The 26,306-nt window shown below is 65.8% G+C and carries 26 protein-coding genes; 11 read left to right on the top strand and 15 right to left on the bottom strand.

Annotated features, from left to right (window positions below):
* Positions 1-222: 222 nt before the first annotated feature.
* Genes BLR03_RS02040 through BLR03_RS02055 form a run of 4 tightly spaced genes read left to right on the top strand, consistent with a single transcriptional unit; the run spans position 223 to position 4,155 of the window.
* On the top strand, positions 223-1,320 hold the full coding sequence (locus BLR03_RS02040; protein WP_091248708.1) for an extracellular solute-binding protein: 1,098 nt from the start codon (positions 223-225) through the stop codon (positions 1,318-1,320).
* Position 1,321: 1 nt separating this feature from the next.
* Positions 1,322-2,209, top strand: coding sequence for an ABC transporter permease (locus tag BLR03_RS02045; RefSeq protein ID WP_091248710.1), 888 nt, complete (start codon positions 1,322-1,324; stop codon positions 2,207-2,209).
* Complete coding sequence (locus BLR03_RS02050) at positions 2,196-3,023, top strand: ABC transporter permease (protein WP_091248713.1); 828 nt, start codon at positions 2,196-2,198, stop codon at positions 3,021-3,023. The genes BLR03_RS02045 and BLR03_RS02050 overlap by 14 nt, the downstream gene beginning before the upstream one ends.
* A gap of 10 nt (positions 3,024-3,033) precedes the next feature.
* Complete coding sequence (locus BLR03_RS02055; RefSeq protein WP_091248716.1) at positions 3,034-4,155, top strand: ABC transporter ATP-binding protein; 1,122 nt, start codon at positions 3,034-3,036, stop codon at positions 4,153-4,155.
* An 18-nt stretch (positions 4,156-4,173) separates the two neighbouring features.
* Here the strand turns inward: BLR03_RS02055 and BLR03_RS02060 are convergent, their stop codons facing one another.
* The 3 genes from BLR03_RS02060 to BLR03_RS24290 all read right to left on the bottom strand — a co-directional run bounded on the left by BLR03_RS02060 (position 4,174) and on the right by BLR03_RS24290 (position 6,471).
* Positions 4,174-5,370 carry an MFS transporter gene (locus BLR03_RS02060; RefSeq protein ID WP_175460372.1) on the bottom strand — a complete coding sequence of 399 codons (1,197 nt, stop codon included), beginning with the start codon at positions 5,368-5,370 and terminating at the stop codon, positions 4,174-4,176.
* A 207-nt stretch (positions 5,371-5,577) separates the two neighbouring features.
* Complete coding sequence (locus tag BLR03_RS02065; protein WP_091248719.1) at positions 5,578-6,201, bottom strand: PadR family transcriptional regulator; 624 nt, start codon at positions 6,199-6,201, stop codon at positions 5,578-5,580.
* A gap of 102 nt (positions 6,202-6,303) precedes the next feature.
* On the bottom strand, positions 6,304-6,471 hold the full coding sequence (locus tag BLR03_RS24290) for a hypothetical protein (RefSeq protein WP_175460373.1): 168 nt from the start codon (positions 6,469-6,471) through the stop codon (positions 6,304-6,306).
* Between the two features lie 371 nt (positions 6,472-6,842).
* On the opposite strand from BLR03_RS24290, the gene BLR03_RS02070 reads away from it, so the two are divergent.
* Together BLR03_RS02070 and BLR03_RS02075 are read left to right on the top strand one after the other, a co-directional pair.
* A complete protein-coding gene (locus BLR03_RS02070; RefSeq protein WP_091248721.1) occupies positions 6,843-8,105 on the top strand; it encodes a S1C family serine protease in 1,263 nt (420 codons plus the stop codon).
* 50 nt (positions 8,106-8,155) lie between these two features.
* Positions 8,156-8,593: a DUF1003 domain-containing protein gene (locus tag BLR03_RS02075; RefSeq protein ID WP_091248723.1), complete on the top strand. Its 438-nt coding sequence runs from the start codon at positions 8,156-8,158 to the stop codon at positions 8,591-8,593.
* A 13-nt stretch (positions 8,594-8,606) separates the two neighbouring features.
* Here the strand turns inward: BLR03_RS02075 and BLR03_RS02080 are convergent, their stop codons facing one another.
* Positions 8,607-9,320: a TetR/AcrR family transcriptional regulator C-terminal domain-containing protein gene (locus BLR03_RS02080; protein ID WP_091248724.1), complete on the bottom strand. Its 714-nt coding sequence runs from the start codon at positions 9,318-9,320 to the stop codon at positions 8,607-8,609.
* Positions 9,321-9,591: 271 nt separating this feature from the next.
* Here BLR03_RS02080 and BLR03_RS02085 point away from each other — a divergent pair, with 271 nt between their 5' ends.
* The 3 genes from BLR03_RS02085 to BLR03_RS23845 are packed head-to-tail and all read left to right on the top strand — an operon-like array spanning position 9,592 to position 10,368.
* Positions 9,592-9,849, top strand: coding sequence for a hypothetical protein (locus tag BLR03_RS02085; RefSeq protein WP_091248726.1), 258 nt, complete (start codon positions 9,592-9,594; stop codon positions 9,847-9,849).
* 5 nt (positions 9,850-9,854) lie between these two features.
* Positions 9,855-10,205 carry a hypothetical protein gene (locus tag BLR03_RS02090; RefSeq protein ID WP_139184454.1) on the top strand — a complete coding sequence of 117 codons (351 nt, stop codon included), beginning with the start codon at positions 9,855-9,857 and terminating at the stop codon, positions 10,203-10,205.
* 10 nt (positions 10,206-10,215) lie between these two features.
* Positions 10,216-10,368, top strand: a complete 153-nt coding sequence (locus BLR03_RS23845; protein ID WP_116766408.1) for an LPXTG cell wall anchor domain-containing protein — start codon at positions 10,216-10,218, stop codon at positions 10,366-10,368.
* A 98-nt stretch (positions 10,369-10,466) separates the two neighbouring features.
* Here BLR03_RS23845 and BLR03_RS24675 read toward each other — a convergent pair whose 3' ends face one another.
* Positions 10,467-10,709, bottom strand: a complete 243-nt coding sequence (locus BLR03_RS24675) for a hypothetical protein (protein WP_217639729.1) — start codon at positions 10,707-10,709, stop codon at positions 10,467-10,469.
* Between the two features lie 199 nt (positions 10,710-10,908).
* On the bottom strand, positions 10,909-11,793 hold the full coding sequence (locus BLR03_RS02100) for a carbon-nitrogen hydrolase family protein (RefSeq protein ID WP_091248729.1): 885 nt from the start codon (positions 11,791-11,793) through the stop codon (positions 10,909-10,911).
* Positions 11,794-12,139: 346 nt separating this feature from the next.
* Here BLR03_RS02100 and BLR03_RS02105 point away from each other — a divergent pair, with 346 nt between their 5' ends.
* A complete protein-coding gene (locus BLR03_RS02105; RefSeq protein WP_091248731.1) occupies positions 12,140-13,594 on the top strand; it encodes a purine-cytosine permease family protein in 1,455 nt (484 codons plus the stop codon).
* 62 nt (positions 13,595-13,656) lie between these two features.
* Here BLR03_RS02105 and BLR03_RS02110 read toward each other — a convergent pair whose 3' ends face one another.
* The 5 genes from BLR03_RS02110 to BLR03_RS02130 all read right to left on the bottom strand — a co-directional run bounded on the left by BLR03_RS02110 (position 13,657) and on the right by BLR03_RS02130 (position 22,983).
* The gene (locus BLR03_RS02110) at positions 13,657-15,636 is read right to left on the bottom strand and encodes an APC family permease (RefSeq protein WP_091248733.1); all 1,980 of its coding nucleotides are present in this window, start codon (positions 15,634-15,636) and stop codon (positions 13,657-13,659) included.
* 192 nt (positions 15,637-15,828) lie between these two features.
* Positions 15,829-17,562, bottom strand: coding sequence for a phospholipase C (locus BLR03_RS02115; RefSeq protein WP_091248734.1), 1,734 nt, complete (start codon positions 17,560-17,562; stop codon positions 15,829-15,831).
* A gap of 188 nt (positions 17,563-17,750) precedes the next feature.
* Positions 17,751-18,776, bottom strand: coding sequence for a DUF6454 family protein (locus tag BLR03_RS02120; protein WP_091248736.1), 1,026 nt, complete (start codon positions 18,774-18,776; stop codon positions 17,751-17,753).
* Between the two features lie 196 nt (positions 18,777-18,972).
* Entirely contained in the window at positions 18,973-21,648 is a 2,676-nt protein-coding gene (locus tag BLR03_RS02125) for a PEP/pyruvate-binding domain-containing protein (RefSeq protein ID WP_091248738.1), read from the bottom strand.
* A 168-nt stretch (positions 21,649-21,816) separates the two neighbouring features.
* A complete protein-coding gene (locus BLR03_RS02130) occupies positions 21,817-22,983 on the bottom strand; it encodes an alkaline phosphatase family protein (RefSeq protein WP_091248740.1) in 1,167 nt (388 codons plus the stop codon).
* A gap of 221 nt (positions 22,984-23,204) precedes the next feature.
* Between BLR03_RS02130 and BLR03_RS02135 the strand changes: the two genes are divergently transcribed.
* On the top strand, positions 23,205-24,176 hold the full coding sequence (locus BLR03_RS02135; RefSeq protein WP_091248742.1) for a magnesium transporter CorA family protein: 972 nt from the start codon (positions 23,205-23,207) through the stop codon (positions 24,174-24,176).
* Between the two features lie 11 nt (positions 24,177-24,187).
* Here BLR03_RS02135 and BLR03_RS02140 read toward each other — a convergent pair whose 3' ends face one another.
* From BLR03_RS02140 to BLR03_RS02155, 4 genes are all read right to left on the bottom strand, one after another.
* The gene (locus tag BLR03_RS02140; RefSeq protein ID WP_091248743.1) at positions 24,188-24,712 is read right to left on the bottom strand and encodes a DUF2127 domain-containing protein; all 525 of its coding nucleotides are present in this window, start codon (positions 24,710-24,712) and stop codon (positions 24,188-24,190) included.
* 31 nt (positions 24,713-24,743) lie between these two features.
* A complete protein-coding gene (locus BLR03_RS02145; RefSeq protein WP_091248874.1) occupies positions 24,744-25,379 on the bottom strand; it encodes a LysE family translocator in 636 nt (211 codons plus the stop codon).
* A 121-nt stretch (positions 25,380-25,500) separates the two neighbouring features.
* Positions 25,501-25,737: a hypothetical protein gene (locus BLR03_RS02150; protein WP_091248745.1), complete on the bottom strand. Its 237-nt coding sequence runs from the start codon at positions 25,735-25,737 to the stop codon at positions 25,501-25,503.
* A 170-nt stretch (positions 25,738-25,907) separates the two neighbouring features.
* The gene (locus BLR03_RS02155; RefSeq protein ID WP_091248747.1) at positions 25,908-26,270 is read right to left on the bottom strand and encodes an ArsR/SmtB family transcription factor; all 363 of its coding nucleotides are present in this window, start codon (positions 26,268-26,270) and stop codon (positions 25,908-25,910) included.
* Positions 26,271-26,306: the final 36 nt, after the last annotated feature.

A 26,306-nucleotide genomic window follows, 5' to 3' on the forward strand; every position in this document is an offset into this window, starting at 1 on the left:
GGTGAGCAACTTCACAGTTACAGTTGCGAAACCGAAAAGCCGCCGGACCGCGGATTTGAGTCACCAACGTTGCGTGGATGGACGGTGCGCGAGAACCGCCGCCGTCGATTCCCCTGACGCTTCTATGCGCCACCCGCTCCACGCCATCAGCCCCCGCCCCACCGCCCCAGCACGACCTCTTTTGGCGTGCCGTGGCGCGGGCACCAATGAGAGGCAGTTTCCTTGACACAGTTCCGTTCCACTTCGTTTGACCGCAGGCAGCTCCTCAAGGCGGCAGCGCTGACCCCCCTCGCCGGCCTCGCGCTCTCCGGATGCGGTGCAGCGAAGCCGGCCGAAAGCTCGGCAGCCAACAAGACGGTCACGGTGACGTCCTACGGCGGTTCCTACAACGACCAGCTGACCCAGACCATCCTGGATCCGTTCTCCAAGCAGTCGGGGATCCAGACCACACTGTTGGCCAATACCAGCCTGGCGGCGCTCAAGGCGCAGGTGCAGTCCGGGGACGTGCAGTGGGACCTCGTGGAAATCACGGCGCCGGAGTACGAGGTGGCGGTGGCCGAGGGGCTGCTGGAGAAGTTCGACTACAACATCATCAGCGACAAGGGCCTGCCCGCATACGCCAAGGCCGAGTACGGCATTAAGTACCTGAGCTTCCTCTTCGTCATGGCCTGGGATCAGAAGGTTATCTCTGATGCGCAGGCGCCGAAGGACTGGGCCCAGTTCTTCGACCAGAACAAGTACAACACCAAGCGCTCGATCTACAACCAGCTCTCCGACAGCTCCGTCCTGGAAGCCGCGCTGCTGGCCGACGGTGTCCCCTTCGACAAGATCTACCCCCTCGACGTCGACCGCGCCCTCAGGGTCCTGGGGCAGCACCCCGGCAAGGACCGGCTGCTGTACCACTCCGCCAACCAGGAACCGATCCAGCAGCTCACCTCCGGCGAAGTCTCCCTCTCCACCAGCTTCAACAACCGGATCAACGCAGCCCGCAACGACGGCGCCAAGTTGAACTTCTCCGCCGAAAACGCCGTACTGGCCGGCGACTACTTCGTGGTGCCGAAGGGGGCGAAGAACAAGGAAGCGGCCTTCAAACTGATGAACTTCATGTCCAACGACGCCGAGGCCGGCGCAGCGTTCGACAAGGTCACGAACCTGACCCTGGCCAACATCCCGGCGCTGTCGAAGCTGCCCAAGGAAATCGCCGACACGCTTCCCACGAGCCCCCTGCTCGCAGACAAGATCCTGGTCCGCGACGACAAATGGTGGTCGCAGAACCTGAAGCAGACCGAGCAGCAGTTCAAGCTCTGGCAGGCCAGCTGACATGAGCCACGCAACCCTGGAGCGGACGCGGCCGCGGGGCCGCGGTGCGCCTCCTTCCGCTGAAACAGCACCCAGACGGCGGCGCAGCAGCTGGTGGCTGCTGTTGGCCCCGATCCTTGCCTTCGACGTCGTGCTGTTCCTGACGCCGCTGGGCAAACTGGTCGGTGCCAGCTTCGCCGACAATGCCTACGAGCGGGTCCTCCAGGACCCGCTCGTGGTGCGGGCACTCGTCAATACCCTGACCATCAGCCTGGCGAGCACCATCGTGACCGTAGTCCTCGGCTACGTCATCGCCATGGTGCTGTGGCGTGCCGGGAACGTCACCCGGGTGATCCTGTTCGCTGTCGTACTCCTGCCGTTCTGGACCGGCATCCTGGTGAAGAACTTCGCCTGGGCGGTCCTGCTGCAGGACAACGGCATTGTGAATGCTTTCCTGCAGGGTATCGGGCTGACGGATGCGCCGATCCCGTTGCTGCACAACCGGTTCGCCGTGATCGTCGGCATGGTGCACTGTCTCCTGCCGTACGCGGTGTTCCCGATCTTTTCCTCGCTGACGTCCATCGATGACCGGCTGGGACTGGCGGCCCGCTCACTGGGTGCGCGGGAACGATCCGTCTTCCGGCGCATCACGCTGCCGCTGAGCATGCCCGGCATTTCCGCCGCCGGGCTGCTGGTCTTCATCATCAGCACGGGCTTCTTCATCACGCCCGTGGTGATGGGCGGACCCGGCGACATGATGATCGCCAACCAGATCGACTACTACGCCCGACAGCTCACGGACTTCTCCGGGGCCGCCGCGCTGGCTGTCATCCTGACGGTCATGGTCAGCATCCTCGTGGCGGTCTATCAGCGCGTCCTCAAGGCAGGAGGCCAACATGAAGACAACTAATCCGCAGCACCGCCTGCTGGCGCTACTTTCCGTCCCGGCTTTCCTCTTCCTCGTCATTCCGACAGCGATTGTGGTGCCGGTGGCGCTGAACGATAGCCGCTACATCACCTTCCCGCCCGAGGGGATCTCCTTCGCCGCCGTCGCCGGATTCTTCGCCGACCGGGCCTGGACTTCCGCCCTGACGGCCAGCCTCCAATCGGCGGGCATCGCCGTCGTGATCGGTGTGCTGCTGGGCGCCACCGCGGCGATCGGCCTGCACGGGCGAAAGTTCCCGGGCCAGCCCGCCGTGGTGGGCCTGATCCTGGCTCCCATGATCGTGCCCACCGTGGTGCTGGCGCTGGCGTTCTACCAGTTCTTTATCTCGATCGGCATGGTGGGCAGCATCATTCCCATCGGCCTGGCGCACGCGGTGATTGCAACTCCGTACGTGTACCTGACGACGCGGGCCAGCCTCGCGGGACTCAATCCCGCGCTGGTCCGGTCGGCGCAGAGCCTCGGCGCCGGCGCTCTGTCTGTTCTGCGCCATGTGTACCTGCCCGTGATCCTGCCCGGCCTGATCTCCGGGGCGCTTTTTGCCTTCTCGGTTTCCATTGACGAGACGGTGATGTCCCTGTTCATGCAGTCGCCGGGGGCCACGACGCTGCCGGTCAAGATGTTCACGGACATCCAGTTCAACCTGACCCCGAAGATCGCCGTATCGTCGGCGCTGCTGGTCAGCGTCGCGACCATCGGGCTTCTTCTCCAGGTCATGTTTGTCCTCAAGCGCCGCTCCTCCGCCCGGATGCTGCCCCTGGCCGTATCCGCACAAACGTAAAGGAAAGTCGATGACTGCATCAGTAGTTTCCGCGGAACCGATTTCGCGTGCCGGGAACGCCACGCACGGCGCCATCGAGCTCCGCCAAGTCAGCAAGAGCTACGGCGACGTCCTCGCCGTGGACCAACTGGACCTGATGGTCCAGCCCGGCGAGTTCGTCACCCTGCTGGGCCCCAGCGGCTCCGGCAAGACCACCACCATGATGATGGTGGCCGGTTTTGAAGAACACACCGCCGGTTCTGTCCTTATCGACGGGAGGCCGGTGGACACCTTGCCGCCGCGGGAGCGGAATCTTGGCGTCGTGTTCCAGAACTACGCGCTGTTCCCGCACATGAGCGCGCTTGAAAATGTGGAATTCGCCCTCCGGATGCGGAAGGTCCCGCGTGCCGAACGCCGGCAGCGTGCCGCGGACGCACTGGACCGCGTGGGCCTGGGCAAGATGGGCGACCGCAAACCGCGCCAGCTCTCCGGCGGGCAGCAGCAGCGGGTGGCGCTGGCCCGGGCCCTGGTCTTCAACCCGGCCGCGCTGTTGCTGGATGAGCCGATGGCGGCCTTGGACAAGCGGCTGCGGGAACAGATGCAGGAGGAGATCAAGACCCTGCAGAAGAGCCTGGGCATTTCCGTGCTGTTCGTGACGCATGACCAGGATGAGGCCATGGCGATGTCGGACCGGATCGTGGTGATGCGGGACGGGAAGATTGTCCAGGCCGGACCGCCGTCGGACGTCTACAACCATCCCCTCACGGACTGGGTGGCCAGCTTCCTCGGTGACACCAACCTGATTCCCTGCACCATCGTTGAACGCAACGGGGAGGAGGCTGTTGTGGATCTCGGCGGATTGGGGCTGGCGAGAGTCCGGGACCGGGGCGCGAGCGGGGAGAACTACGCCGTCTCGATCCGTCCGGAGCACCTCAAATTCAGCACGCGGGCCGCGGAGGGAAACGGCTGTACCGCCACTCTTGTGTCCTCCACGAATCTGGGTGCCACGGTGCGCCACCGCCTCACGGCCGGCGGCCACGAACTTCAGCTTCGCGAGCTCAGCTCTGATGCGGGCGACAGCCTCCTGCCGGAAGAGGGGCTGTGGGTGAGCTGGGACGCGGACAAGGCCCAGTTGCTGGTTCTGGAGTCCTGACCGCCAACGCCCGGGCTCTCAGGAGGGTCGATTTCTTGCCGCGGCAGACCCGTCCCTTCGAGTGCGAAGGACGAGCAGTACGGCCAACCCTGCCAGGGTGACGGCGCCGAATCCGATGATGGCGGACGAGATGCCGAAGGCTTCCGCGCCCAGTCCTAGCAGGGCCGAACCGAACGGGGTGGTGCCGGCGAGCAGCAGCACGAACAGGCTCATGACCCGGCCGCGGAGCCGGTCCGGCGTGAGTCCTTGGAGACGGGTGTTGACAGTGGTCGTGAACACCGTGCCGCTGAGGCCGGCCAGGGCCATGAGCCCCAGACTCACCGGGTAGGACTGTGAGATGCCCAGGAGGATCAAAATCAGTGCAAGGACAGCACCCGAGACGATCATCCGGCGATCGTTGCTACCGCCGACAACTACCAGGCCGATGCCGGCTACCAGGGAACCGGCACCGAAAGCCGACATTAGCGCGCCGAAGCCGACGGACGCCACGTTCAGCACATCGCGGGCCAGCAACGGCGCTGCCACCGGCCAGTTGTAGCCGAATGTCCCCACCACGGCCAAAGCCCCAAGGACAAAGAGGACGGCGGGGGTGTGGAGGACATACTGCAGGCCCTCGCGCAGGGCGCCGTGACGGGCCGGTTTGCTCCGGGAGAGGCGAAGCTCGCCGGTGCGCAGGACCAGCAACGCGGTCAGTGCCGCGGCAAAGCTGGCCGCGTTCATGAAAAAGACCGCCGCGGCCGAAAGCTGGGCCACCGCCAGCCCGCCAAGGGCGAAGCCGATCATCCGGCTGGAATTGAACTGCACACTGTTCATGGCCACGGCATCCGGCACCAGCGTGAGGCCCACCATCTCGGGGACAAACGCCTGCTGTGCAGGATTGTTGAACGCGTTGGACACTCCAAGGATGAACGCCAGGAGGGCTAGTTGCCAGATTTGCGGGGACCCGGTCAGGGCGAGAAAGCCGAGGACAAGCGCCTGCACCGTGGCGAGGGCCTGGGCTGCCAGCATTATTGTCCGCTTCGGGAAGCGGTCGGCCAGGACTCCCGCCGGCAGCACGAACAGCAGCAGTGGCAGGAACTGCAGCGTGGTCACTATACCCAGCACGGCCGGTGACCCGCTGATGTCCAGCACAAGCCAGGCCATCGCCACCATCTGCATCCAGGTGCCCGTGCCGGAGATGAGCTGCCCCGTCCAAAAGAGCGCAAAGTTCCGCACCCGCAGCGCCCGCAATAGGTCAACCGCACGCCGCGGAGGCGGAGCCCCGGGCGTCATTCCGGGCACCGGCGGGCCCGTGCTGTCAGGGCCCGTGCTGTCCGGACTTAGGCTGTCAGGCGGCATCGCCGACCCGCCTCTCCATGCGTTCCCCGCGGCATGATCTCTTCGCGCCGGTTCCTCCCGACGAAGGCTCCGGAATGCCGGGGTCTAGTCGGCGAGGATTTGGTACAGCGCGCGGCGGGTTTCGTCGATTTTTTCCATCGCGGCATTGCGCTGTTCCTCGGTGGCCGAGAAGCGGAACTGGTGAATGACGCCCATGAGCTTTCCTACGCTCTGGTGAAATGCCGGCCCGGATCCCTGGGGATCGGTGTTCCACGCATCGTGCAGTTCCTCGGCGTGGTCGGCGACATAGGCCTTGCCCGTATCGGTGAGAGTGAACTCGGTGCGCCGGCCTTCACTGACGGGCGCGATGAGTTCTTCATCAACGAGCTGCTGCAGCGTCGGGTAGACGGAGCCCGGGCTTGGACGCCAGGCCCCGGACGTCTTCTCCGCGATTGTCTTGATCAGGCCGTAGCCGTTGGACGGTGATTCGGCCAGAAGGGAGAGAATCGCCGAACGAACATCGCCCTTGTTGGCCCGACGTGAGCCGCCGGGACCAAACCCGGGGCCAAAGCCCGGCCCGGGACCGGGACCGGGCCCGAATCCCGGCCCAAACCCGCGGCCCGGCCCGAAACCGCCGTGTCCGTGGGGTCCGCGGCGGCTTCTGCCGCGCCCGAAGCGTCCCTGGGCGGGTCCGCCGTCTGTGAATTTGTCGTCGTGAATGCCTTTCATACCGGCATCGTCCTTCCGTTTGAGGTACGTTCCTCTGATGATCGCCGATCCTTCGGCGATAGTTAACGATATATCGGAGACTGTCGCCGGTCAATGGTCAATTTAGCTGGATGATCGTCTGCTCAGCCCTTCTGCGGGCTCTCCTGTGTCCCCGACGCCGGGGACCTGCCAGGTGGCGCCGAGGACGGCGGTCAAGGCCATGGCGACCAGCGCCGACTTGAGTCCGGTGCCGCCGGCCGTCAGCGGCGGGATGGGGCGGTAGACGATCATCAGGGTCCTCCTTGGAGCGTTGTTCCTGTAACCACTTTCCTGCCGCGGAATTGTCGGGGGCTGAGGGGAACCTTTGCCCTGGCTGTGCAGTGGCCTGTCAGCCGTCGCCGGCGAAAAGACTCACAGCCTGTTCACAGCGGCGCGACAGATGGTCGACAGTCCGGGGTCTGAGGATGGGGACACGGCTTGACCGGGAATTCGGGGGCGGACGCAGCATCGGGGGTGCGTCCGCCCCAACGCCACGAATGCCCGCCGGCGTCCCCTGGCGGCCCCGGCCGGTAACAGATGTTCACAGCTGACCTGAGTACACGTTCGCCCGCAGGTCAGGCGGGAGGTCAACACAGGCATTAACGACGAGATCAGGATGACCCATGAGCGAGCACGACCATCTCAGGCCCAGCAACAACGCCCGAACCGGCGCCGGCGCCGACCCGCCATGGCCGGAGACGCCCCGGGCGGGAGTGGTCGCGGCAACCGGCCGGAAACCCGGGAAGCGGGTTGGCGCCGGTGTGCTCGTTGCCTGCCTGGTGGCTGCGGGTTCCTTCGGCGGGGGTGTGGCTGCAGTGGCGACGTCGATCTGGAACACCGCAGCCCCGGCAGCCGGCGACACCCAAACGACCCAATACACGCCGGTGATTGTCAACAATCCCGAGAGCGTCAATGCCGTGACAGCGGCCGCCCAGAAGGCCTCGCCCAGTGTGGTGACCATCAGCGCCAGCTCCGGCACTTCCGGCGGTACCGGGTCGGGCATCATTCTGGACACGTCCGGCCATATTCTGACCAATACCCACGTGGTCACCCTGGACGGACAGGCCGCGAACGCGGCCATCGAGGTTCGGACGAACGACGGCAAGGTCTACCCCGGGACCATTGTCGGAACGGATCCGCTCTCGGACCTGGCCATCGTCCACATCACCGCCCCGGGGCTGGTGGCGGCGTCCCTGGCTGACTCCGGCAAGGTCAAGGTCGGTGACACGGCGATTGCTATCGGAGCACCTCTGGGACTGAGCGGAACGGTGACGGACGGCGTCGTTTCGGCAGCAAACCGCACCATTGAGACCGCTTCCTCGGCCGCGCCCGGCTCGCAGAACGGGTCCTCCGGTGCCGCGCAGGATTCCATCAGCATTAACGTCATCCAAACGGACGCGGCCATCAACCCGGGGAACTCCGGCGGCGCCCTGGTGAACACCAGCGGCGAGATCATCGGAGTCAACGTGGCCATCGCCTCGGCCGGATCCGCGTCCTCTTCTTCAGCCCAGTCGGGGAACATCGGTGTCGGCTTCTCCATCCCGGTCAACGACGCGAAACGCGTCGCCCAGGAGATCATTGCCACGGGCACCGCCACGCACGGCCAACTGGGCCTCTCGGTCCAGGACAAGGCCGCGGGAACCTCGTCGGGATTCACGGCCGGGGCAGAGGTGGCTGCCGTGACCTCGGGCTCCGCGGCGGACAAGGCCGGCTTGAAAGCCGGCGACGTGATCACCGAGCTGGGCGGCCGGACTGTGACTGATGCCTCCGAGCTCACGGCGGCAGCGCGGGAACAGGCCGCAGGGGCCACCGTCAAGGCCACTTTCGACCGCGACGGCGAGCAGCACAGCACTGACGTCACCCTCGGCGCGGCCACCGCGGGCTGAAGCCGCGGGCCCGCCGGGCCCACATCGGAGTCCCGGCGTTAGGGTTGGGCATGATCGATAAGCGAAAGACCTGGCACGAAACCCATAAGGAATCCTTGACGCGGGGCCAACGGGCTGCGGATGTCATGCGGAACGGGATGGGCAGCTGGCCCTTCGTCGGCGGTTTCATCGGCTTCATGATCGTGTGGGCGGCAATCAACAGCTGGGCACTGGCGAACAACGCCTGGGATCCGTATCCGTATATTCTGTTGAATCTCTTTCTTTCGATGCTGGCGGGGCTGCAGGGAGCGATTCTTCTGATCGCGGCCAAGCGGCAGGACGCGATTGCCGCAGCGATGGCCCAGCACGACCGCGACACCAACGTGAAGTCCAAGGAGGAGATCGACCTGCTGATGGCCATCAACAGTCAACAGCTGGAGATCCTTCGGGAGCTGCAGGCCCTTGCGGGCGCCGGAAACGTCAGGATTGATGCCGGCGCCGGCGCTTAGGGATTCTCGACCGTCAGCGTTTGGCCGGAGCTTCCGGCAGCGAGAGGCGGGCGGCCAGGCCTGAGAGCAGGATGGTGATTCCTTCATCCAGTTCGGCCATCCCGTCGTAGTCGGCGAGGACCGGGGCGAGGGCGCGGAGGTGAGGGAAGTCCTTCGGCGGCAGGCGGTGCAGGCCCAGACGGAGAAGCGCTTCGTTTTCGTCAGGGTCAACGATGAATTCCTGCAGCTCGTTGAGCATGTGCCCGTAGAGGAATCCGTAGTAGGCGCGGTAGACGTGCAGCGCATCGGCGGGCGCGAATCCGGCGTCGATCAGCAGGGACAGGATCTGCTCCAGCGGCCGCAGTGTCCCTAGTGGCCGGAGGCCCAGAGGCGTCGATAGGGGCCGGGTCACGAGGAGGGGCACAACGTTGGGGTGCCGGAGCGCCAGGAGCCGCAGGTCGTGGGCGATGCGGCGGAGTTGCGCCTGCCAGTCGGGATCATCGGGGAAGATGGCCAGTTCATTCAGGACGAGTTCTGAGACTCCGTCCAGCAGTGCTGCGCGGTTTTCGGCGTAGCGGTACAAGCCCATGGGGTCCCGTCCCAGTTCCTGGCCGAGCCTGCGCATGGTGAGGGCGTCGATTCCTTCAGCGTCCACCAGGGCCAGTGCCGCAGACAGAACAATCTCCCGACTGAGCCGCTTCTTCTTGCCGGGGGCCGCTGGGGGCGCCGGGTTCGCTTCGGGCGACATCGTGTTCCGTTCGGATCGGGGGACAGGTCACACTGCCACGACAATAGACAGGTTGCTTAATATGTAGTCTACGCCTAAAGTCTACATTGTAGAACGGTTGCTTGGCTGGCCTCCGCGACACCTGGATTTCCGGCCCGATAACCTTCTATCCCTGGCTCTGCGGCGACGCAGCAGCCCGGGATCATGCTTCGATGCCGCGTGCACGGCCTCGAAGTCCAGCTGCTGTAGCCACACGGCGGCACAGAATGCACCGCGAGGAAACGAGCCACACATGGCAACTTCTCACTATGACCAATTCCTGCAGGAAGCCACCACGCGGGACCCTGCATCCGATCGCGCCCTGGGCCGGGACCCGCTCTACGGGCTGTACACGAGCTGGTGCTTCCTGAGCCAGGCCGCGCCCCGCTCCGAAGACGCATTCTGGGCGGCCATGAAGAAGAAGCAGGTCCACCCCAAGGGCACCGGCCTCCGCATGAAAGGCCCGGCCGCGGCGGACTACATCCTGGCCAGCTACCCGGTCCTGGTCTAAGCCGGATGTCAATCACATCCAACACTTACGTACCCCGGGATGCCCATCAGCCCCGGGGCCGCCGGCCTTGGTGCGCGAGCTGCGACACCGACCGGCACCTGACCGCGGACTCCGTCACCATAATGGATCCACGGCAGGAAACCCTTGCCGCCGCCATCAGCTGCACCCAGTGCGGCAACTCGCACGTGGTGGCTACGACTGCGGCCTTCCTCGCAGCCATCCCGGGATGGGATGGGGACAGTGGCGGCTCCGTACGCCGTGACGACGCCTACCGCCACTGCCGGGAGCCGATGTCCGCGGTGGGCCCGGCCAACGCCCTGCCCAAAATGCCATCCGCGACCTCTGGCGTGGCTTAGGCTTTACGGCATGGGACTAATAATCACACTACTTATCATTTGGCTCCTTCTTTCGATTCTTGGCTTCGCCGTGAAGGGCCTGCTGTGGCTGGCCATCATCGGCTTGGTGCTGCTCGTGGCCACGGCTGTTTGGGGCTGGGTGAAGCGGAAGGCCAAGGCCTGAGGCTCACCTGATCTCTTTCGGCGGCGGCCGGTCCAACACACGGGACCGGCCGCCGCTTTCGTGTATGCCCTGACTCTGCCGGGCGACGACGGGTGCCGCTATTTTGTGCCGAGGAAGATTGGGTTGGTGAGGGCTGCCATCGGCCCCAGCCGGAGAGTCGTTCCCATGGCCGTGCCGTCGCTGGGTGTGCCGACGGTCATCGGGTGGCGCACCTCGACTCGCACGTAGGCCGCGAGTTGCGGTGTGGTCAGCCAGCTGCTGCTGCCCTGACCGGCGCCCCGGCCGGCAATCTGCTGCCACCTGGTACGGGCCGAGCGCGATGTTCCAGGTGCCCTTGCCAACCGGGCCCGGCAGGTATCCCGGGGTGGCTTCGGCGGCGGTGATGAAGAACTCCGTGCGGAAGCCTCCGGACCAGCCGCGGAAGCCCTTGCCGGCGAGGTCGGTGCCCTTCTCATCGAAGACGCCGATGTCGCACGCGTTGGTCAGCAGCCCGGAAGCGACCGCGGGCTCGACGGGCAGCCCGGCCTTCTGTGAGCCAGGCTACGGCTGGTGCTTCGTGTGGGCTTCCGGTGTCCAGGTAGCTGGGGTGATTCTGCCGCCATAGATGGGGAGCTCGATGGGAGGGTCATCTGTCCGGAACTGCGACCACATCCGGTTCAATCCTGCAGTGCCTCCTGAACGGACCCGGCGCGGGTGCCCCATGTCCAGTGCTGCGGAGAGCACACAGGGGGAGTCGTCCGGGGCTTCGAACAGGACGGCGCCCTCGGGGTCCACGATGATGCTGCGTCCCTGGCCGGTGGGCCCGGCGCAGTTGACGCTGATCATGAACACCTGGTTGACGATTGCGTTGGCGCGGGCGAGGATCAGCTCCTGGGCGCGGTCCGGGGTGGTGGTCTTGACGACATTGATGATGACGTCGGCTCCCATCCAGGCCAGCTGGCGGGTGACCTCGGGGAACCAGGCGTCGTAGCAGATGGACAGGCCGGCCCTGCCGAATCCGGGTAGATCGACCGTCACAAAAGTGTCTCCGGGGTCGTAGGGTTCGAACGGGCGCCAGGGGAAAATCTTCCGGTAGCTGGCCGCCAGGGCACCCTCGGGGGAGAGGACCAAGGACGTGTTGAACAGCTGGCCATGCGGCCCGCGTTCGCAGATGCTCCCGGGGACCAGCCAGAGCTTGAGGTCTCCGGCGAGTTGCCTCAACTCATTAACGAGCGGCCCGTCGAGCGGCTGCGCGGCATCCCGGAGCGCTTCGGATCGTTGCCTGTCCGGGATTCCGTCGCTGAACAGGTGGAGTTCGGGAAAGACCATCAGCTGCGTTTCGGGCACGTCCGCCAAGACGCGAGCGGCTTCATCGGCGAACGCGGGGAAGGGCTCACCGATCGGGCGCGGAGGGGCCTGGACGGCTGCAACAGCGAGGTTCGACATCGGCGGTTACCTTTGAACTGACGGTTATTGGGAGAGGGCCGACGGCGGGAGTCGGTCTGAGCGTCGGCGCCGCTTCCGGCCGCCCGCCGGTCTATGGGGCAAGAGACCCGATGATGCCTGCCGTTGAGCCCCATGGTGCCCTCCGACGGCTCTTGACATTCGCACGATATGGCGACCACGATTCTGTCATCCCCACACAGGGGAACGACACGATTCGACTTTACTCTTGTCCGCGATCTGCATGTGATTCGCTTCATGCCCTCTCGGCGACCACACAGGTTCCGGCCGCCGCAGCCTTCGACCCCGCACCGATGCTGACCGCATCGCACCATCCAGGAGACACGTCATGAGTACAGCCACAGGTCCGGCGGCGGGCGGGGGACTCGAGGTCCGGTCGATTGACTATGTTCCGCTCAACGAGAGGCATGGAAAGGTTTCGCACATTGGGCCGCTCTGGTTCATGAGCAACGCCCAGATCGCCACGCTCGCGGTGGGGCTGATCAGCATCACGACCGGCGGGAACCTGATCTGGTCATTGATCGCCATCGCCATCGGCGTGCTGGTGGGCACCTTGTTCATGGCGGCCCACTCCTCCCAGGGGCCGCAGCTCGGGTTGCCCCAGATGATCCAGTCCCGTCCACAGTTCGGGTACGTGGGGGCTCTGCTGGTGTGGCTGTTCGCCTATCTTCAGTACGCGGGATTCAATGTCTTCAACACCGTCCTGGCCGGCGAGGCGGTGGCAGGTTCCCTGCACATCGGAAACGAAACGCTATGGTTCTGGGTCGTCACGATCATCGCTGCCGCCGTCGCGCTCTTCGGTTATGACCTCATCCACGGCTTCGAGCGCTATCTGACCTACCTGACCATCATCATGCTGGCGCTTCTGACGGTGGCGGTCCTCACCCACCTTGATCTGCCTGGCGGCGCGTTCAATCTGGCCGATTTCCATCTCGTCCCCTTCCTGGGACAACTGGGCGTGGCGGCCGGCTACCAAATTTCCTGGGCCATTTACGTCTCGGACTATTCCCGCTACCTCCCCCCGGAGTCCGGGCGCGGGACGTTCAAGTGGACGTTCTGGGGGAGTGCCCTGGGCGGTATCTGGGTCATGTTCCTGGGATCATTCATTGCCGCGGCAGCAGGCACGGAGTTCGATACCATCACGTCGATCCAGGACACTGCCAACAAGTTGTTCCCGGGGTTCGGGGCGATCGCATTGTTCATCGCTTCCCTCGGGCTCCTGTCGGTCACCGCGTTGAACATGTATGGCGGTTCCCTGACTCTGATCTCCTCGATCGACAGCCTGCGCCGCATCCGGCCCACCGTCAAAATCCGCGTCGTCACCATCGTCATCACCGCAGCCATCTCACTCGTCTTCGCCAACTTCGCATCCGCGGACTTCCTCGCCAACTTCAACGACTTCCTGCTGCTGGTGCTGTACTTCTTCATCCCGTGGACAGCGGTGAACCTTACGGACTACTTCGTCGTCCGTAAGGGCCACTATGCCATCGCGGAGATCTTCCACCCCCACGGCATTTACGGACGCTGGGGCTGGGCCGGAATCGTCTCATATCTCGTGGGCTTCGTGGTCATGATTCCCTTCTTCTCCGCCGGAAAACTCTTCGTCGGACCCGTGGCCGAGGCCATGGGAGGCGCTGACATCTCCCTGATCATCGGCTTGCCGGTCGCAGCGGTCCTCTACTGGATACTCACCCGCCATATCGACACGGCCGCGGAATGGCGCCTGGCAAAGACCCAGGCATCCGAACTTGAGGAAGCCGCGAAGATGCACGTCGAGCCCTAATCCGGCGTCGGGTCCTCATCCGACGCGGGGCACGCGGTGTCCTCCGGGCCACCCGCCGGCCATCAGCCGACGTGGATGCCCGGGCGGAGGGCCGGGTCGCGTTCGACCTCGCGGAGAATTTCACGCACCAGCGGGGCCGTGTCGCCCTGGCCCAGGAACAGGTACCGCATCAGGTGACTGATCGGGTTCCCTTCCGACCACTCGAAATAGCATTGGGGCTTGATGCCGGTCGAGTCGCGCATGGCCAGAAGGACCGCTGCGATCGCGTTCGGGACCGCCGGCGACTTCACCCGCAATACCCGGTAGCCGCCTACCTCGATACCTTCGACCCGGAGCGTGTGGCTGAACGCCGACGGGTCGGAGATCTCCACCTCCAGGAAGATGACGTCCGCCGGACCCGGGACCGGGTTCAGGCCGCGCTGTTCGTACTCCTTGTCGGCGTACTCGGCCTCGTCGCCGGCCTGCCGCTTGTTGGCGATGACGTTCAGCTGGCCGTCGAAAGCGATCGAGTCGGTGATGAACTGCCGGGCTGCCTCGTCGAACTCGATGGTTTCCAGGCGCAGTTCGGTGGTGCGCTTCACCCGCGAGATCAGCGAGACGACGATGATGCCGGCGATGAAGAATGCGGAAATCGCAATGCCGTCGGGCTTTTCGATCACATTCGCGCCCAGTGCGTACAGCAGGACCATGGTCAGCGCGCCGAATCCGAGGGTCCCGGCACGGCTGTGCCGGCGGACCGCTGAGACGGTCACGGCGACCGCGCCGGAGACCATCATGGCCAGGATGCCGGTGGCGTAGGCGCCGGCTTGGGCGTTGACGTCGGCGTTGAAGGCGATGGTGATGCCGACGCTTAGCACGGTGTAGACGATCACGACCGGGCGGACGGCCCGGCCCCATTCCGGTGCCATGCCGTAGGCGGGGAGGTAGCGGGGCACGATGTTGATGAGCCCGGCCATGGCGGAGGCGCCGGCGAACCAGAGGATCAGGGCGCTGGAAATGTCATAGACGGTGCCGAATCCGGCGCCGAACAGGTCGTGGGCGAGGAACGCCAAGGCGCGGCCGTTAGCCTGTCCGCCGTCCTGGAATTCCTTGGCCGGGATCATGACCGTGGTGAGGAAGCTGGTGGACATCAGATAGACGCTCATGATGGCCGCCGCCGTGGTGAGGAGTTTGCGGGTGTTCTTGACCCTGGAGGCCATGACCTCCTCCGGGGTGTTCCCGGTGGCTTTGATCAGCGGCATCATGGACACGCCGGTCTCGAAGCCGGAGAGCCCTAGAACCAGCAGCGGGAAGGCGATGACTGCCGGACCAATGAGGCTCATCGGACCGCCGCCGGCACTGGAGAGCAGCCGGTCCTGCCAGCCGGCGATCAGGGAGGGGTCCGAGAAGACGTGCGCGAACCCGGCGACGACGACGGCGGCGTTCAAGAGCAGGTAGACGGCAACAAGCGGGATGGCGACGCCGACGGCCTCATTGAAGCCAAGGAGAAATACGCCGCCCAGGATCAGCAGCAGGATCACCGTGATGATGACGGCACTCCCCTTCAGGCCTTGCGGGATCATCGGATTCTCGAGCAGGTGCACCGTGGCGTCGGCACCCGAGAGGGTGATGGTGATGATCCACGAGGTCGCGACGAACCCGAGCAACAGCAGGACGAAGAACTTGCCGCGCCAGAACGGCAGCAGCTTCTCCAGCATGGCAACCGAGCCCTGCCCGTGCGGGCTCTCCTGCGCGACGCGCCGGTACATGGGCAACATGCCCAGCAGTGTCAGGGCAACGATCAGCAGGGTCGCCAACGGCGACAGCGCGCCGGCGGCCAGGGCCGCGATGCCGGGTAGGTAAGACAGGGTGGAGAAATAGTCGACGCCGGTCAGGCACATGACCTTCCACCAGGCGTTGGGCTTGTGATCTTCCTGTGCTTCGGGGCCGGCCGGTGCGACCTGGTTGGCGAGCAGCCAGCGGACCAGGGGTTTGCGGTCCGGGGCTGCGGCCTGCTTAAGGTCAACCTGGGCCGGTACGGCGTGGTCAGAAGTCGTCGTCATGGGGTCTTTCCGTCGGTGGCCGGGCGTCTACCGGGCCGGAACAAAGCACAGGGACCGGCCAATTCTAGTGGCCGTCCCTCCGGCCGGCTCTCAGCTGAAGGAGGTACCCGAAACGCCACCCGGCTGCCGGCCGGGTGGCGTTTCCTGGAGTCATGTTTTGCTGGCGGCCACAGACCGGTCCGCTGCGGGCAGTTACTCCCCGGAGTTGCTGCGGCGGTTGTTGCCGCCGTCGTCGTTGCCGTCCTCTGTAGTGGTGATGGAGGCGACGGCGCCGGTCTGTTCGTTGAGCAGGACTTTGTCGGTGCGCTGCCTGTCGAAGTTGAACATGGCGTTCACCGAGCCGGCTGTCGCGTCCGCGGAGGCGTCGCCGATTTGGCCGGTGTGCCAGTTGTCTTCGATGAAGCGCAGGATCGAGGCCTGGTCCGTCTGGCTGTGATCGACATAGTTCTTCTTCGCATACGGGGAGATGACCACGAGCGGCTGGCGCGGGCCGGGGCCGCAGCGGTCAGCGTAACCGCCGGCCATCGGGATTCCGCTGGCTGCAGCGGTCTGGCACCAGGCGGCGTCGTCGGCGGTGTTGGAGGAGTTCTTCACCTTGGCGGCGGCGTGGTCGTACCAGCCGTCCGAGTCGTCGTAGGCGAGTACCACGGCCGTGTTCTCCCAGTTCTTGGACTTCTGGATCTGGTTGACCGTGGCGGTGATGAAGTTCTGCTCATCGATCGGGTCGGAGTACGCGGCGTGCCCGTCCTGGTACATGCCCGCCTTCAGGAAGGACACGGCCGGCATGTTGTCCGTGTTGACCACCTTGTTGAACTCGGTGAGGTCGTACTGGTGGTTGGCCTGGCCGTCGTGGCCGATCTCCGCGTCCGAGGCCGGGGCCAGGTGGTGCGGGTTGGCCGTGGACTTGTAGTACTGGAACGGCTGGTGGTGGGGGGAGTAGTCCACCACGGCGGCGCCGGCGGCGTTCGTGTGGCTCGTCAGGCACGACGCCGGAGTGGTCCCGGAAGCGGCTGTGGTGGGGGTGAAGCCGCCCTGGAACCAGCCCCAGGAGGTGCCCTTGGCGTTGAGCAGGTCACCGATGTTCCTGCCGTTCATGCCGGCCAGGTTGCCGGTTTTGGCGTGGCTATTGTTCGAGCAGTCGTCGTAGACCGGGTCCGGATCGTTGATGACCGTGCCGACGCCGTTCGCGTCAGGCTGGCGGACAGTGCTGCTTCCGGTTGCCGGTGTGGCCACGGGCTGCCCGGCGGCGTTGTATTCCGTGGCCCCGTGGGTCTGGCCCGAGACCAGGTTCAGCGCGCCCGGAGTGGATGGCCCGAAGACGGTACTGAAGTGGTTGTCGCTCATGGCGTAGTTCTGGGCGTAGTTCCAAATGCCGGTGACCGTGTTGCCGTCGTAGTAGTCCATGGTCAGCCCGGGGCGGCCGTACTGGTTGGTGCCGCAGGAGTCCCGGCTGGTGAACTGGACAAACTGGTCCATCGCGCCGCCGTTGTACGCCTTCTGCTCGGCAGTGTAGCCATGGTCCTGGTCGCAGGTGACGGCCTGCATCGACGAGAGCCGGGCCGGCTGCACCGCGTTGGGATTGTTTGGTGCCAGCAGGCCCGCTGTAGCCAAGGTGTTGATGTCCTTGGGCGTGTTCTTCGCGGCGGTGAAGGACGCTGCTGCGGTGCCCGTGCCTTGCTGGGCTTCACCCGGGGTGTTGGCGGCTTGGGGGTAGGTGGCGAAGTAGTGGTCGAACGAGACGTTTTCCTGGAAGATCACCACCACGTGCTTGATCGGCGTCGCGGTGCCGCTGTGATTTTCGCCGGCGGAGGCCGGCCCTGCGCCGAGGCCGATCGCTCCGGCTGTCAGCGCTGTGGCCGCCAGGGCTGCAGCGCCGGTGGCGGCGGCGACGCGCTTTCGGGTAAAACGTTGTGCTGGATGAGGCATGGGTTATCCAATCGTTCCGGTTCAGGGGTGCCGGCCGGCAAAGGCCGGCTTCGCATTCATCGCCGACGGTAGGGGCTTGTCATGAATCCGCGGTAAACAGCACGAGTCCAAAGAAAGCCTGCTTAGTGTCGGTCGCCATGGATGGGCCGGGATCCGCCGTGTCGCGGTCCGGCCGCCGCCGGATTGCCCTATTCGGCAGGGGTGACGGTGGCTTCGTAGGTGAGGATTTCGGTGCCGTTGCCTTCGTCGCCGTTATCGGGTGCCACCTTCATCGTGAGGTGATTCCCATCGGCGGTCATTTTGAACGGGTTGCGGGTGGCCACGTGCCCGGCGGTGGACCACTGCTGGAACGGGACGTCACGGATCACGCTGTGGGATTTGAGGTCGATCATCGCCATTCCTCCCAGTTCGTAGGTGGCACCGCTGCCACCGGCCGCCGGGGCCTGCGGGAGGTTGGTGATCCCGTCGCAGAGCATTTTGGAGTTGGGCACGTACTGGCAGTCCTGGTAGTCGATGAAGAAGTTCGGGTTCTCCCAGGCGGAAAGCTGCTTGCCCTGCAGATCCCATTCCGCGAAGCGGCGCGAGCCCCAGGTGTTGCCGATCAGGTGGCCGGTCTGCTTGTCCATCACGATGCCGCCGAAGTGGTCCTTGACCTCGAACTGCTTGTGCACGTCGAGGGTGTTCGCGTCGACCCGGTAGATGATGGCGCTGCTGTTTGGCCGGTACTGGGCCACCGGGATCCAGACGTTGGTACCGTCGAAGTCAAGGCCTCCCGGGTGGTACATGTCGCCTTCGCCGAGGGTGATGTCCTTTTGGAGGTTGCCGGCCTTGTCCATGACAAAAAGGTGCCCGATGCCCTTGCCGGCGGTGCGGTCGAACCCGTTCTGCGGGGTCGGGAACTTCGTGGTCGGTTCAATGATCTGGACGGCAGAGAGGAAGATGTGGTCCTGGCTGTAGGCGATTCCCTCGGTGTGGTAGGTGGGGAAGTTCAGCTTCAGCTTGGACGTCTGCTGCCAGTTCGTGTTCCGGTCAACGCCGTTGAAGGCGTCGGCCAGGGACGGGTTCGTATCACGGTGGCTGCCGGATTGGGCGTTGCCCTCGTGCTGGTCAATGTTGCCTGCCGCCTGGGCGGCCGCGGTGGCGCAGATCGCGGATGCGGCCAGGATGATGGTCGCGGTGGCCGTGAGGATGCCTCGGGTGCGAGTCGTGCTCATGGGGGAGCCTCTCAAAGGTTGGGTATCAACAAGCACTCGCCACGTTACTCACCGGTAATGAATCCCCCGGGGCGGGGTGGTGAACGGCAGGTTGCGCCGCGGCCCGGGCACAGGTGCAGAACCTCGGAAATGAGGCGGCCGGCAGCCACGCGAGGGTGGCGGCGGGATGTGAGCGGGCGGAGCAGTTGCGCAGAGCTTAGGCGGATCCACCGTCCGCCGGCCGCGGGTGCCCTTCGATCGTGACGGTGCCGGCGTCGCCGTCGACCCGGATCCGCTGGCCGCTGGTCAGCCTCTGAGTGGCCACGCCGGTGCCGAGCACGGCCGGGATGCCGTACTCCCGGGCGACGATCGAACTGTGGCTCAACGGGCCGCCGACGTCGGTGACCACGGCGGAGGCCATCGCGAACAGCGAGGTCCACGCGGGAGTGGTGATGCGGGCGACCAGGACGTCGCCGGGAACCATCGTCGCGAAATCCTCGGGTCCTCGCAGGACGCGGGCAGGAGCGCTGACCCGGCCCGAGCTGGCGCCGGTGCCTTTGATGACATCGCCCGGCTGCTCTTGTGAGGCGGCCGGCATCATGGACCCGAAGGCCCGCTCCATCCACCGGCTCTCGGGCAGCAGCTGCGGGGCGGCGGCCTTGGCCTGGCCCCGCCAGAGCATTTTGCGCTCCTCGATGGCGGCGGCCCGGACGGGCCGGTCTGCCCCGGTAATGGCCACGGCCGCCGGGGCGCCCGGCGCGGCGAGGCCGAACTCGACGGCGCTTCGCAGTTCCCGGTGGCGGAGCCAGAAGACGTCGCCGGGCTCGGCGATGACGGCGGAGCCAACCAGCCGTTGGCCGAGTTCGAGCAGCATCCGCCGCAGCAGCGGCCAGGCCAGTCCGACGTCGGCCAGGGCGTCCTCGCGGATCGGGGCGGCATTCTGCGCCCACCGGAGCAGCCGGAGGAACGCGGCCCGGCGCCGCGGCCCAAGCCGGGCGGCCGTTCGGCCGGTTTCCTCTTCCCGGCGGGCGGCCAACAACCGCTGGCGCTCATACGGGTCCGTGCCCTGCCCCCGCAGGTAGAACTTCACCGTCTCCAGCAGCGGCGAGGGATCATCTGCGGGCACCGGGCAGACGAAGTCCAGATTGTAGACGGCATGGCCGTACCGGCCGAGGTGGTCTTGGAAGCGGGGACGCCATTGCCCCCAGAGTGCCTGGTCCATGCCGGCCGGCGGCACCCCGGTGCGCTGCGACTCGACCAGGGCCGGCGTCGGTGCGTTGAGGATCGCCGGGGCGAGTCCCGGAACACCCCGGACCCAGGCTGCGAGGTCGTACAGCGACTTCTCCGCCCGGATGGGTTCGCTGTCGTAGCCGAGGAGGAACGTCTGGGCCGGGGCGTCTCCGTTGCGCCGAACTAACTTGTCGTAGTAGGCCCGGAAGGAGATTTCGCTTGTCGCGGCGACCGGAATGATTGACTGCACCGCCGTGTAGTAGACGGTGCCGGCGTCCAGCAACGTCTGCACACCCTCCAGCAGTTCCTCCCCGGAGAGCCCCCCGAGGGGCTTCGCCGACCAGTCTTTGATCACCCGCTCGTAGCGGGGATGCGAATACTCCCGCCAGCCGGCCACTCCCATGTGCGCCGTGCCGCGGATCAGCGCGCGCATCGCGGCCAGCGACATGGCCGTCACGCGCAACATTGCCGACGTGCGGTAGTAGTAATAGGCGTAGCCGTTAATGGTGGGCAGCCCGACTTCGTCGTCGCGGATGATGTTCTTGCCGATGGCGCCGGCCATTAAGGCCCTCAGCGACCGGGACACCGAGCCGTCAATGAGATCGGCGAACAGCGGTGAGAGCGGGTCAGGCAGCTGTTCCACGATGCTTGCCCGGAAGTAGAGCCCCTTCGGGTAGGGCACCCTCCACGTGTCCGGGGCATCAGCCGCCGGTTCCGGCAGCGCGGTGACCGGGCGGGATTGCAGGAGGAAGAACTCGCCACCGGCCCGTGCCCACTCGATGTCCTGCGGGGCCCCGAAATGATCCGCGATCCGGGTTCCGTAGCCGGCCAGCTCCGCCGCCGCCTGGTCGTCGAGTACGGGCTCACGACGGCGGGCAGCCGGCACAGGCTGCTCCCGGGTGCCGTGGTCCGCGAAGACGGTCATGACTTCCTTGTCGGCGGTCCGGCGCGAGAGCACAAGGCCAGAGCCCGCTTCGACGACGACGTCATCGGTGGTGACCGTGCCGCTGACCACGGATTCGCCTAGGCCCCACGCGGCGCTGATCACGATCTGGTCGCGGCGCCCGTTGGCCGGATTGGCGGTGAACATCACCCCGGCGGCCTCGGCCTCGACCATCCGCTGGACCACGACGGCGAGACGCACGGCGTCCGGTCCGATGCCTTCACGGGCCCGGTAGGCCATGGCACGCGCCGTCCACAGGGAGGCCCAGCAATCGGTCACGGCCGCGGCCAGGGCTTCCGCCCCGACGACGTTGAGGTAGGTTTCCTGTTGCCCGGCGAAGCTGGCAGAGGGGAGGTCCTCGGCCGTAGCGGAAGAGCGCACCGCCACGGCTGCATCCCCGTCGCCGAGGAGACGGTAGGCGGCGCCGAGTTCGGCTGCGATCGCGGCCGGCATGGTTCCGCCGGCGAACAGGGCGCGGATCCGGTTCGAGGCATCCTCGTAGTCCTGTGGCGCTGCCAGCGGTGACAGCGCGGCGAGCTCCCGGATGTCGGCCTGAAGGCGATTGGCGTCCACAAAATCCGCGTAGGCTGCGGTGTTCAGCACGAATCCCGGGGGAACCGGCAGCCCGGCCTGAACGAGGCCGGCCAAGCCGATGCCCTTGCCGCCGGCCACGGCGACGTCGCCTTGTCCCACATCGCCGAGGTTGTTGATGTAGGTCATGACCGAGCACCTTTCTGCCGGGAGCCGGGGCGCCTTCATTGAGCGTGACTCTCAACATACTGGCACTGCCGCAGGCCGGGGGCCATAGCTGCAGCCGTTGCCATAGCTCCAGGCCGCGCGGCCAGGGACCGCCTCACGCGTGCCGTTCGCGCGGTCAGCGGCCGGGGGTCAGTGGCCGGCGTCGCGCCCGCCGGTCCATACGTCAGCCCCGAAACCGGCGAGCCCGGGAGTTCCTGCATAGCCGATGTACGGTAGGCCGAACAGGTCCTCGATGCTTTTCAGGAGCGAGTAGTGGTTATACGGTGTGGAGCTCGTTGTCCCGGGCCGGACGAAGGGCGAGAGCACCAGCGCGCCGATGCGTCCGCCGCCCTTTCCATTGCCGGGCCCAGCCGCAAACGTGCCGTCCTTCGCGGCCGACGGCGGCAGGCCGGGCGCGGCAACGTTCGGACCGGAGGGCTCGTTACAGCATGCGCTGGTGTCGCCGTCGGCCTCATCGTTGACGATGACGATGGCGCCGCCGTCCTGATAGGCGGGAGACGCCGAGATCAGGGACACCCAGGTGCGCAGCCAGGCATCCTCTGCCTCGGGACCGGCAGTCTGGCCGACACAGCTCGAGTTATGTCCGTCATTGCACAGGCTCGGGGAGATGAAGGCCAGGTTGGGCGTGGTTGACTCCGCCGCCAGATCCTGGGGCAGCCGGGAGAGCGGGCCGACGTTTGCCGCGCACGCCGCCGTCCCCGCTACGGATGCGAAATACAGGAACGGGTTGTGCCGGGCCGTGTAGGCATCCCCGGGGACGGCTTCTTGCGTCAGGTCCTTGGAGTCGGGACCCAAAGCGGGCTTCCCGCAGGCGGCCTCTTCCCGGCCAGGAACGTTGCCCATGTCCTCCATGTAGCCTTTCCAGGTCAGGTTCCGCGCAGCGAGCTGGCCGGCCAGGGTGGCCACCGGCGCCGGAAAGATGCAGCCCGAGTCGGACTTGACCTGCCCGAAACGCTCCGCGGACGGATGGACCATTTCCGTGTACTCGGTGCAGTCCATCTGAATGTCGGGGGTCGGGGCGACCCCGCCCGCCATCGCCAGGTAGTTTCCCAGACTGTAGTGCGCGGTCCCGTAGTACTGGTCCAGCAAAACAGCCTGTCCGCGAAGTGTCTGGGCCAAATACGGAAGTCGCGAGTTCGGCCCGAACGACTGCTCGTAGGACGCGTTCTCCAGCACAATCACAAACACATGGCGGACCGGGGAAAAACGGGCACGGTTGTCCGGCTGGCTGCCCCCGGCCCCAACGAGCACAAGCAGGGCCAGGGCGATGCAGAGGAACGCTGCCCTTCGGCTCATCAGACCCGGACTTCCTTCCCGGCGAACGGTTTCTCCCCGCGCCGGATCCGGCGTGCCCCCCGTGGCGGTTCCAGGCGCCCGTTCCTGTGGAACGGATGGCGCACGGCACTTTTAAACAGGATAGACACGGGCCGCGCTCTCCAACAGCCCGGTGGAAGACTTGGGAGGACGCCTCTGCGCGGTTGAGGAAGCTCGGAGGCAGCTCCCGTACCATGAGGCGGATGGTATTCATACGGCTGTACCGCGAAGGAAAACTCGAACGCGACGACGTCCGCGCCCACGAGATCGAGGCCCTGGCGCACCAGGACGACGTGGTGCTGTGGATCGATTTCACGGACCCGACGGCGGATGACCTTCTGGGTGTCGAGACGGTGTACGGGTTTCACCGCCTCGCCGTTGAGGATGCCGTCCATGATTTCCAGCGGCCCAAGCTGGACCGCTACGCCAACCACCTGTTCCTGTCGGCCTATCAGGCGGGGCTGCGGCCCGGCAGCGGGGAAGTGGACATTGCCGAGGTCTCCGCATTCGTGACCCGGAACGCCCTCGTGACCGTGCACGGGCCCGGGTTTGATACGGACAAACTCATGGCGCACTGGGATGCCGAGACGGACCTGGCCGCCCACGGGGTGCCTTTCCTGTTCTGGGGCCTCCTGGACATGATCGTGGACGGGCACTTCGACGCCGTGCAGGAACTGGACGGCTACATCGACGCCCTTGAAGAATCGCTCTTCGATGACCACTCACCCGACCACGACCTGCAGCGAAAGACCTTCGAGCTGCGTAAGAACCTGGTCCGCCTCCGCCGCGTGGTCCTGCCCATGCGCGAAGTCCTCAACACCCTCCTCCGGCGGGACGACCTCGTCGGCTGCAGCCCCGCAATGCAGCCGTTCCTGCAGGACGTGTACGACCACGTGCTGCGGGCCACGGAATGGACGGAGTCGCTCCGTGACCTGGTCACGACCATTCTGGAGACCCACATCAGTATTCAGGGGAACCAGATGAACCTGGTCATGAAAAAGGTCACCAGTTGGGCCGCGATCATCGCTGTACCCACCGCGGTCACGGGATTCTTCGGGCAGAACGTGCCGTTTTTCGGCTTCCAGAGCGATTACGGTCTCTGGTTGTCCACCGCATTGATGGTCACCGGGTCAGTGTTCCTGTATCTGGGGTTCAAGAGGCGGGATTGGATCTAGACCGGCCAGTGTTATGCCTGGCGCGCAGCGTTGCCGGCGGGGGTGTTCGCGCTGCGGGCGCGGTGGGCCCTGTATTCGTGCCAGGTGAGCCAGACGATGAAGACATCGAAGGCTGTCAGGAGGGCTAGCCCCCAGGAGAAGGCAACCACGAGTTCATAACTTTGGTAGAGGATGAAGGCCATCAGGAAGGCAATCATCCATGGGTAAGCCCACAATTTGTCCCTGAGCACCGCCCAGACCAGGACCACCTTCACCGCTCCGTGCAACAGCAGGTAGATGGCGCCGAAGAGGGTCGCCGAGACGGTCATGGTCCCGGCCCAGTGCACCAGGGTGGTGGCAACGAGATCATGCGGATCTTCGGAGAGTTCGTGCTGTGTCAGTAACCGGACCCAGGCGCCGATCTGCGCGGGGGAGACCAGCAGAAGAAGAATCCCTCCCACGAGTTCCAAGAGTCCGTCAAGGCCTTTGAGAATCAGGCTGACCCGGAAGGTCTTGTCCAGCAACGTCCTGCCGGTACTGGCTTTAGCCAACGTCACCGCAAACCCCCGGCACGGACTTTCGGCACGGCTACGAGCTGGCGCTGGATGCCAGCACGCCCAGGCCGAGCGCGGCGATGGTGCCGCTGCTGCCGCGTTCGAGCCAACTGCTCACCCGGGGGCGCTGCAGCCACGCCATGGCCTTCGCCGCCGCGATGGATACGGCCGCCAGGTAGAGGAACCCGATGGCGCTTTCGATGGCACCCAGCACCATGGCGGTGTCCAGCGTGTTGCCGCCGTGCGGAATGAACTGCGGCACGACGGCGAGGTAGAACAGTCCCACCTTGGGGTTGAGCAGCGTGGAGAGACCGCCGGCGCCGAACCCTGCCCGCCGGCTGTAGCTTCGGCGGGGAGTGTGCCCGGCCGTCGCGGAGGACTTTGTGCGGCGGGCCCGGATCAGCGATGAAATTCCCAAGTACAGCAGGTACAGCCCGCCCGCGATCTTGAGCCAGCGGAACACTTCCGCGGATTCCTCAAGGACGGCGGCGAGCCCCACGCCCACCAGCGCGGCCCAGACCATCGATGCCACGGCCGAGCCGAGCGCGGCGGCAAGGCCTGCCCCGGCACTCTGCAGCGAGATCCGCAGCACCAGGAACGTATCCGGGCCGGGGGTAACGGAGAGCAGGAGGCACAGCCCCGCAAAGGCCAGCAAGGTCACGACGGTCATGAGCACCATTGTCCGGGTGCCGGCTGCCCGGGCGCAACGGCGGCAACGTCCGGCCCGGACGAGAGGCCCGGGAAGACAGCAGGCGTTCCGGCGTTCCGAATATGTGTGGGGCGGGTGACGCTCACTGCGCCATCTTCGGCGCCTGCAACGCCGGTCCCGGGTAGGTGACTGCGTCGGCGGCGTCCAGGACCTCCAGCGCCGTGAGGTGTGCCGCGGCGGCCACGTCCCTGATGGACTTGCCGTGCGTGACTGCCGCGGCGACGGCGGACTGCAGGTTGGCCGCGTTCTCCTCGCTGGTTCTGGATGTCTCAAGCCGGGCCGCAGCCGCTTCCACAGCCAGGATTTCACTATCGATCACCGGTTGTCCTCCAGTCCCGTCTCTGCCTCATTGCAGTTGAGCCGGGAAGCGATTCGTGCCCGATGACGGGCCGCACCCGGCGGTCAGGAAAGGATATCGAACGTTGGACCAGTCTGTCTCGCGTTCGTGTCGAAACCGCAGGGCGGCCGCTCGTCTCGGCACGCCGGTACCTACAGGATCGCGTCGTCCGTTGAGGTTTCGCCCTGGGGGAGGCTCAACCGGGCGGTGCGAAGGAGGGCTCCGAGCAAGGAGCGGGCGTCGCCCAGCAGGGTGTTCACTTCGGGGCAGGCAAGCTCATAAAATAGTCGCCCTTCCCGCCGGGTCGGGAGAATCAGGTGCTGGCGGCGCAGCACACCGAGATGCTGGGACAGATTGGAGGGTTCGAGGCCGGTGTTGTGGCGCAGCGTGCTCACGGCCACTGGGCCGTCAGCGAGCATTTCCAAGAGCTGGACCCGTGCAGGGTGCCCCATCGCCTTGAAGAGTTCGGCCTTCACATCGGACAGGACAAGACCTGCAGGCAATCCGTCCGCCATGGGGCCTTCTCCTTCGCATCCAATACTCACGGCCCG

The organism is Arthrobacter sp. ok909 (assembly GCF_900104405.1).
Classification (GTDB): domain Bacteria; phylum Actinomycetota; class Actinomycetes; order Actinomycetales; family Micrococcaceae; genus Arthrobacter; species Arthrobacter humicola.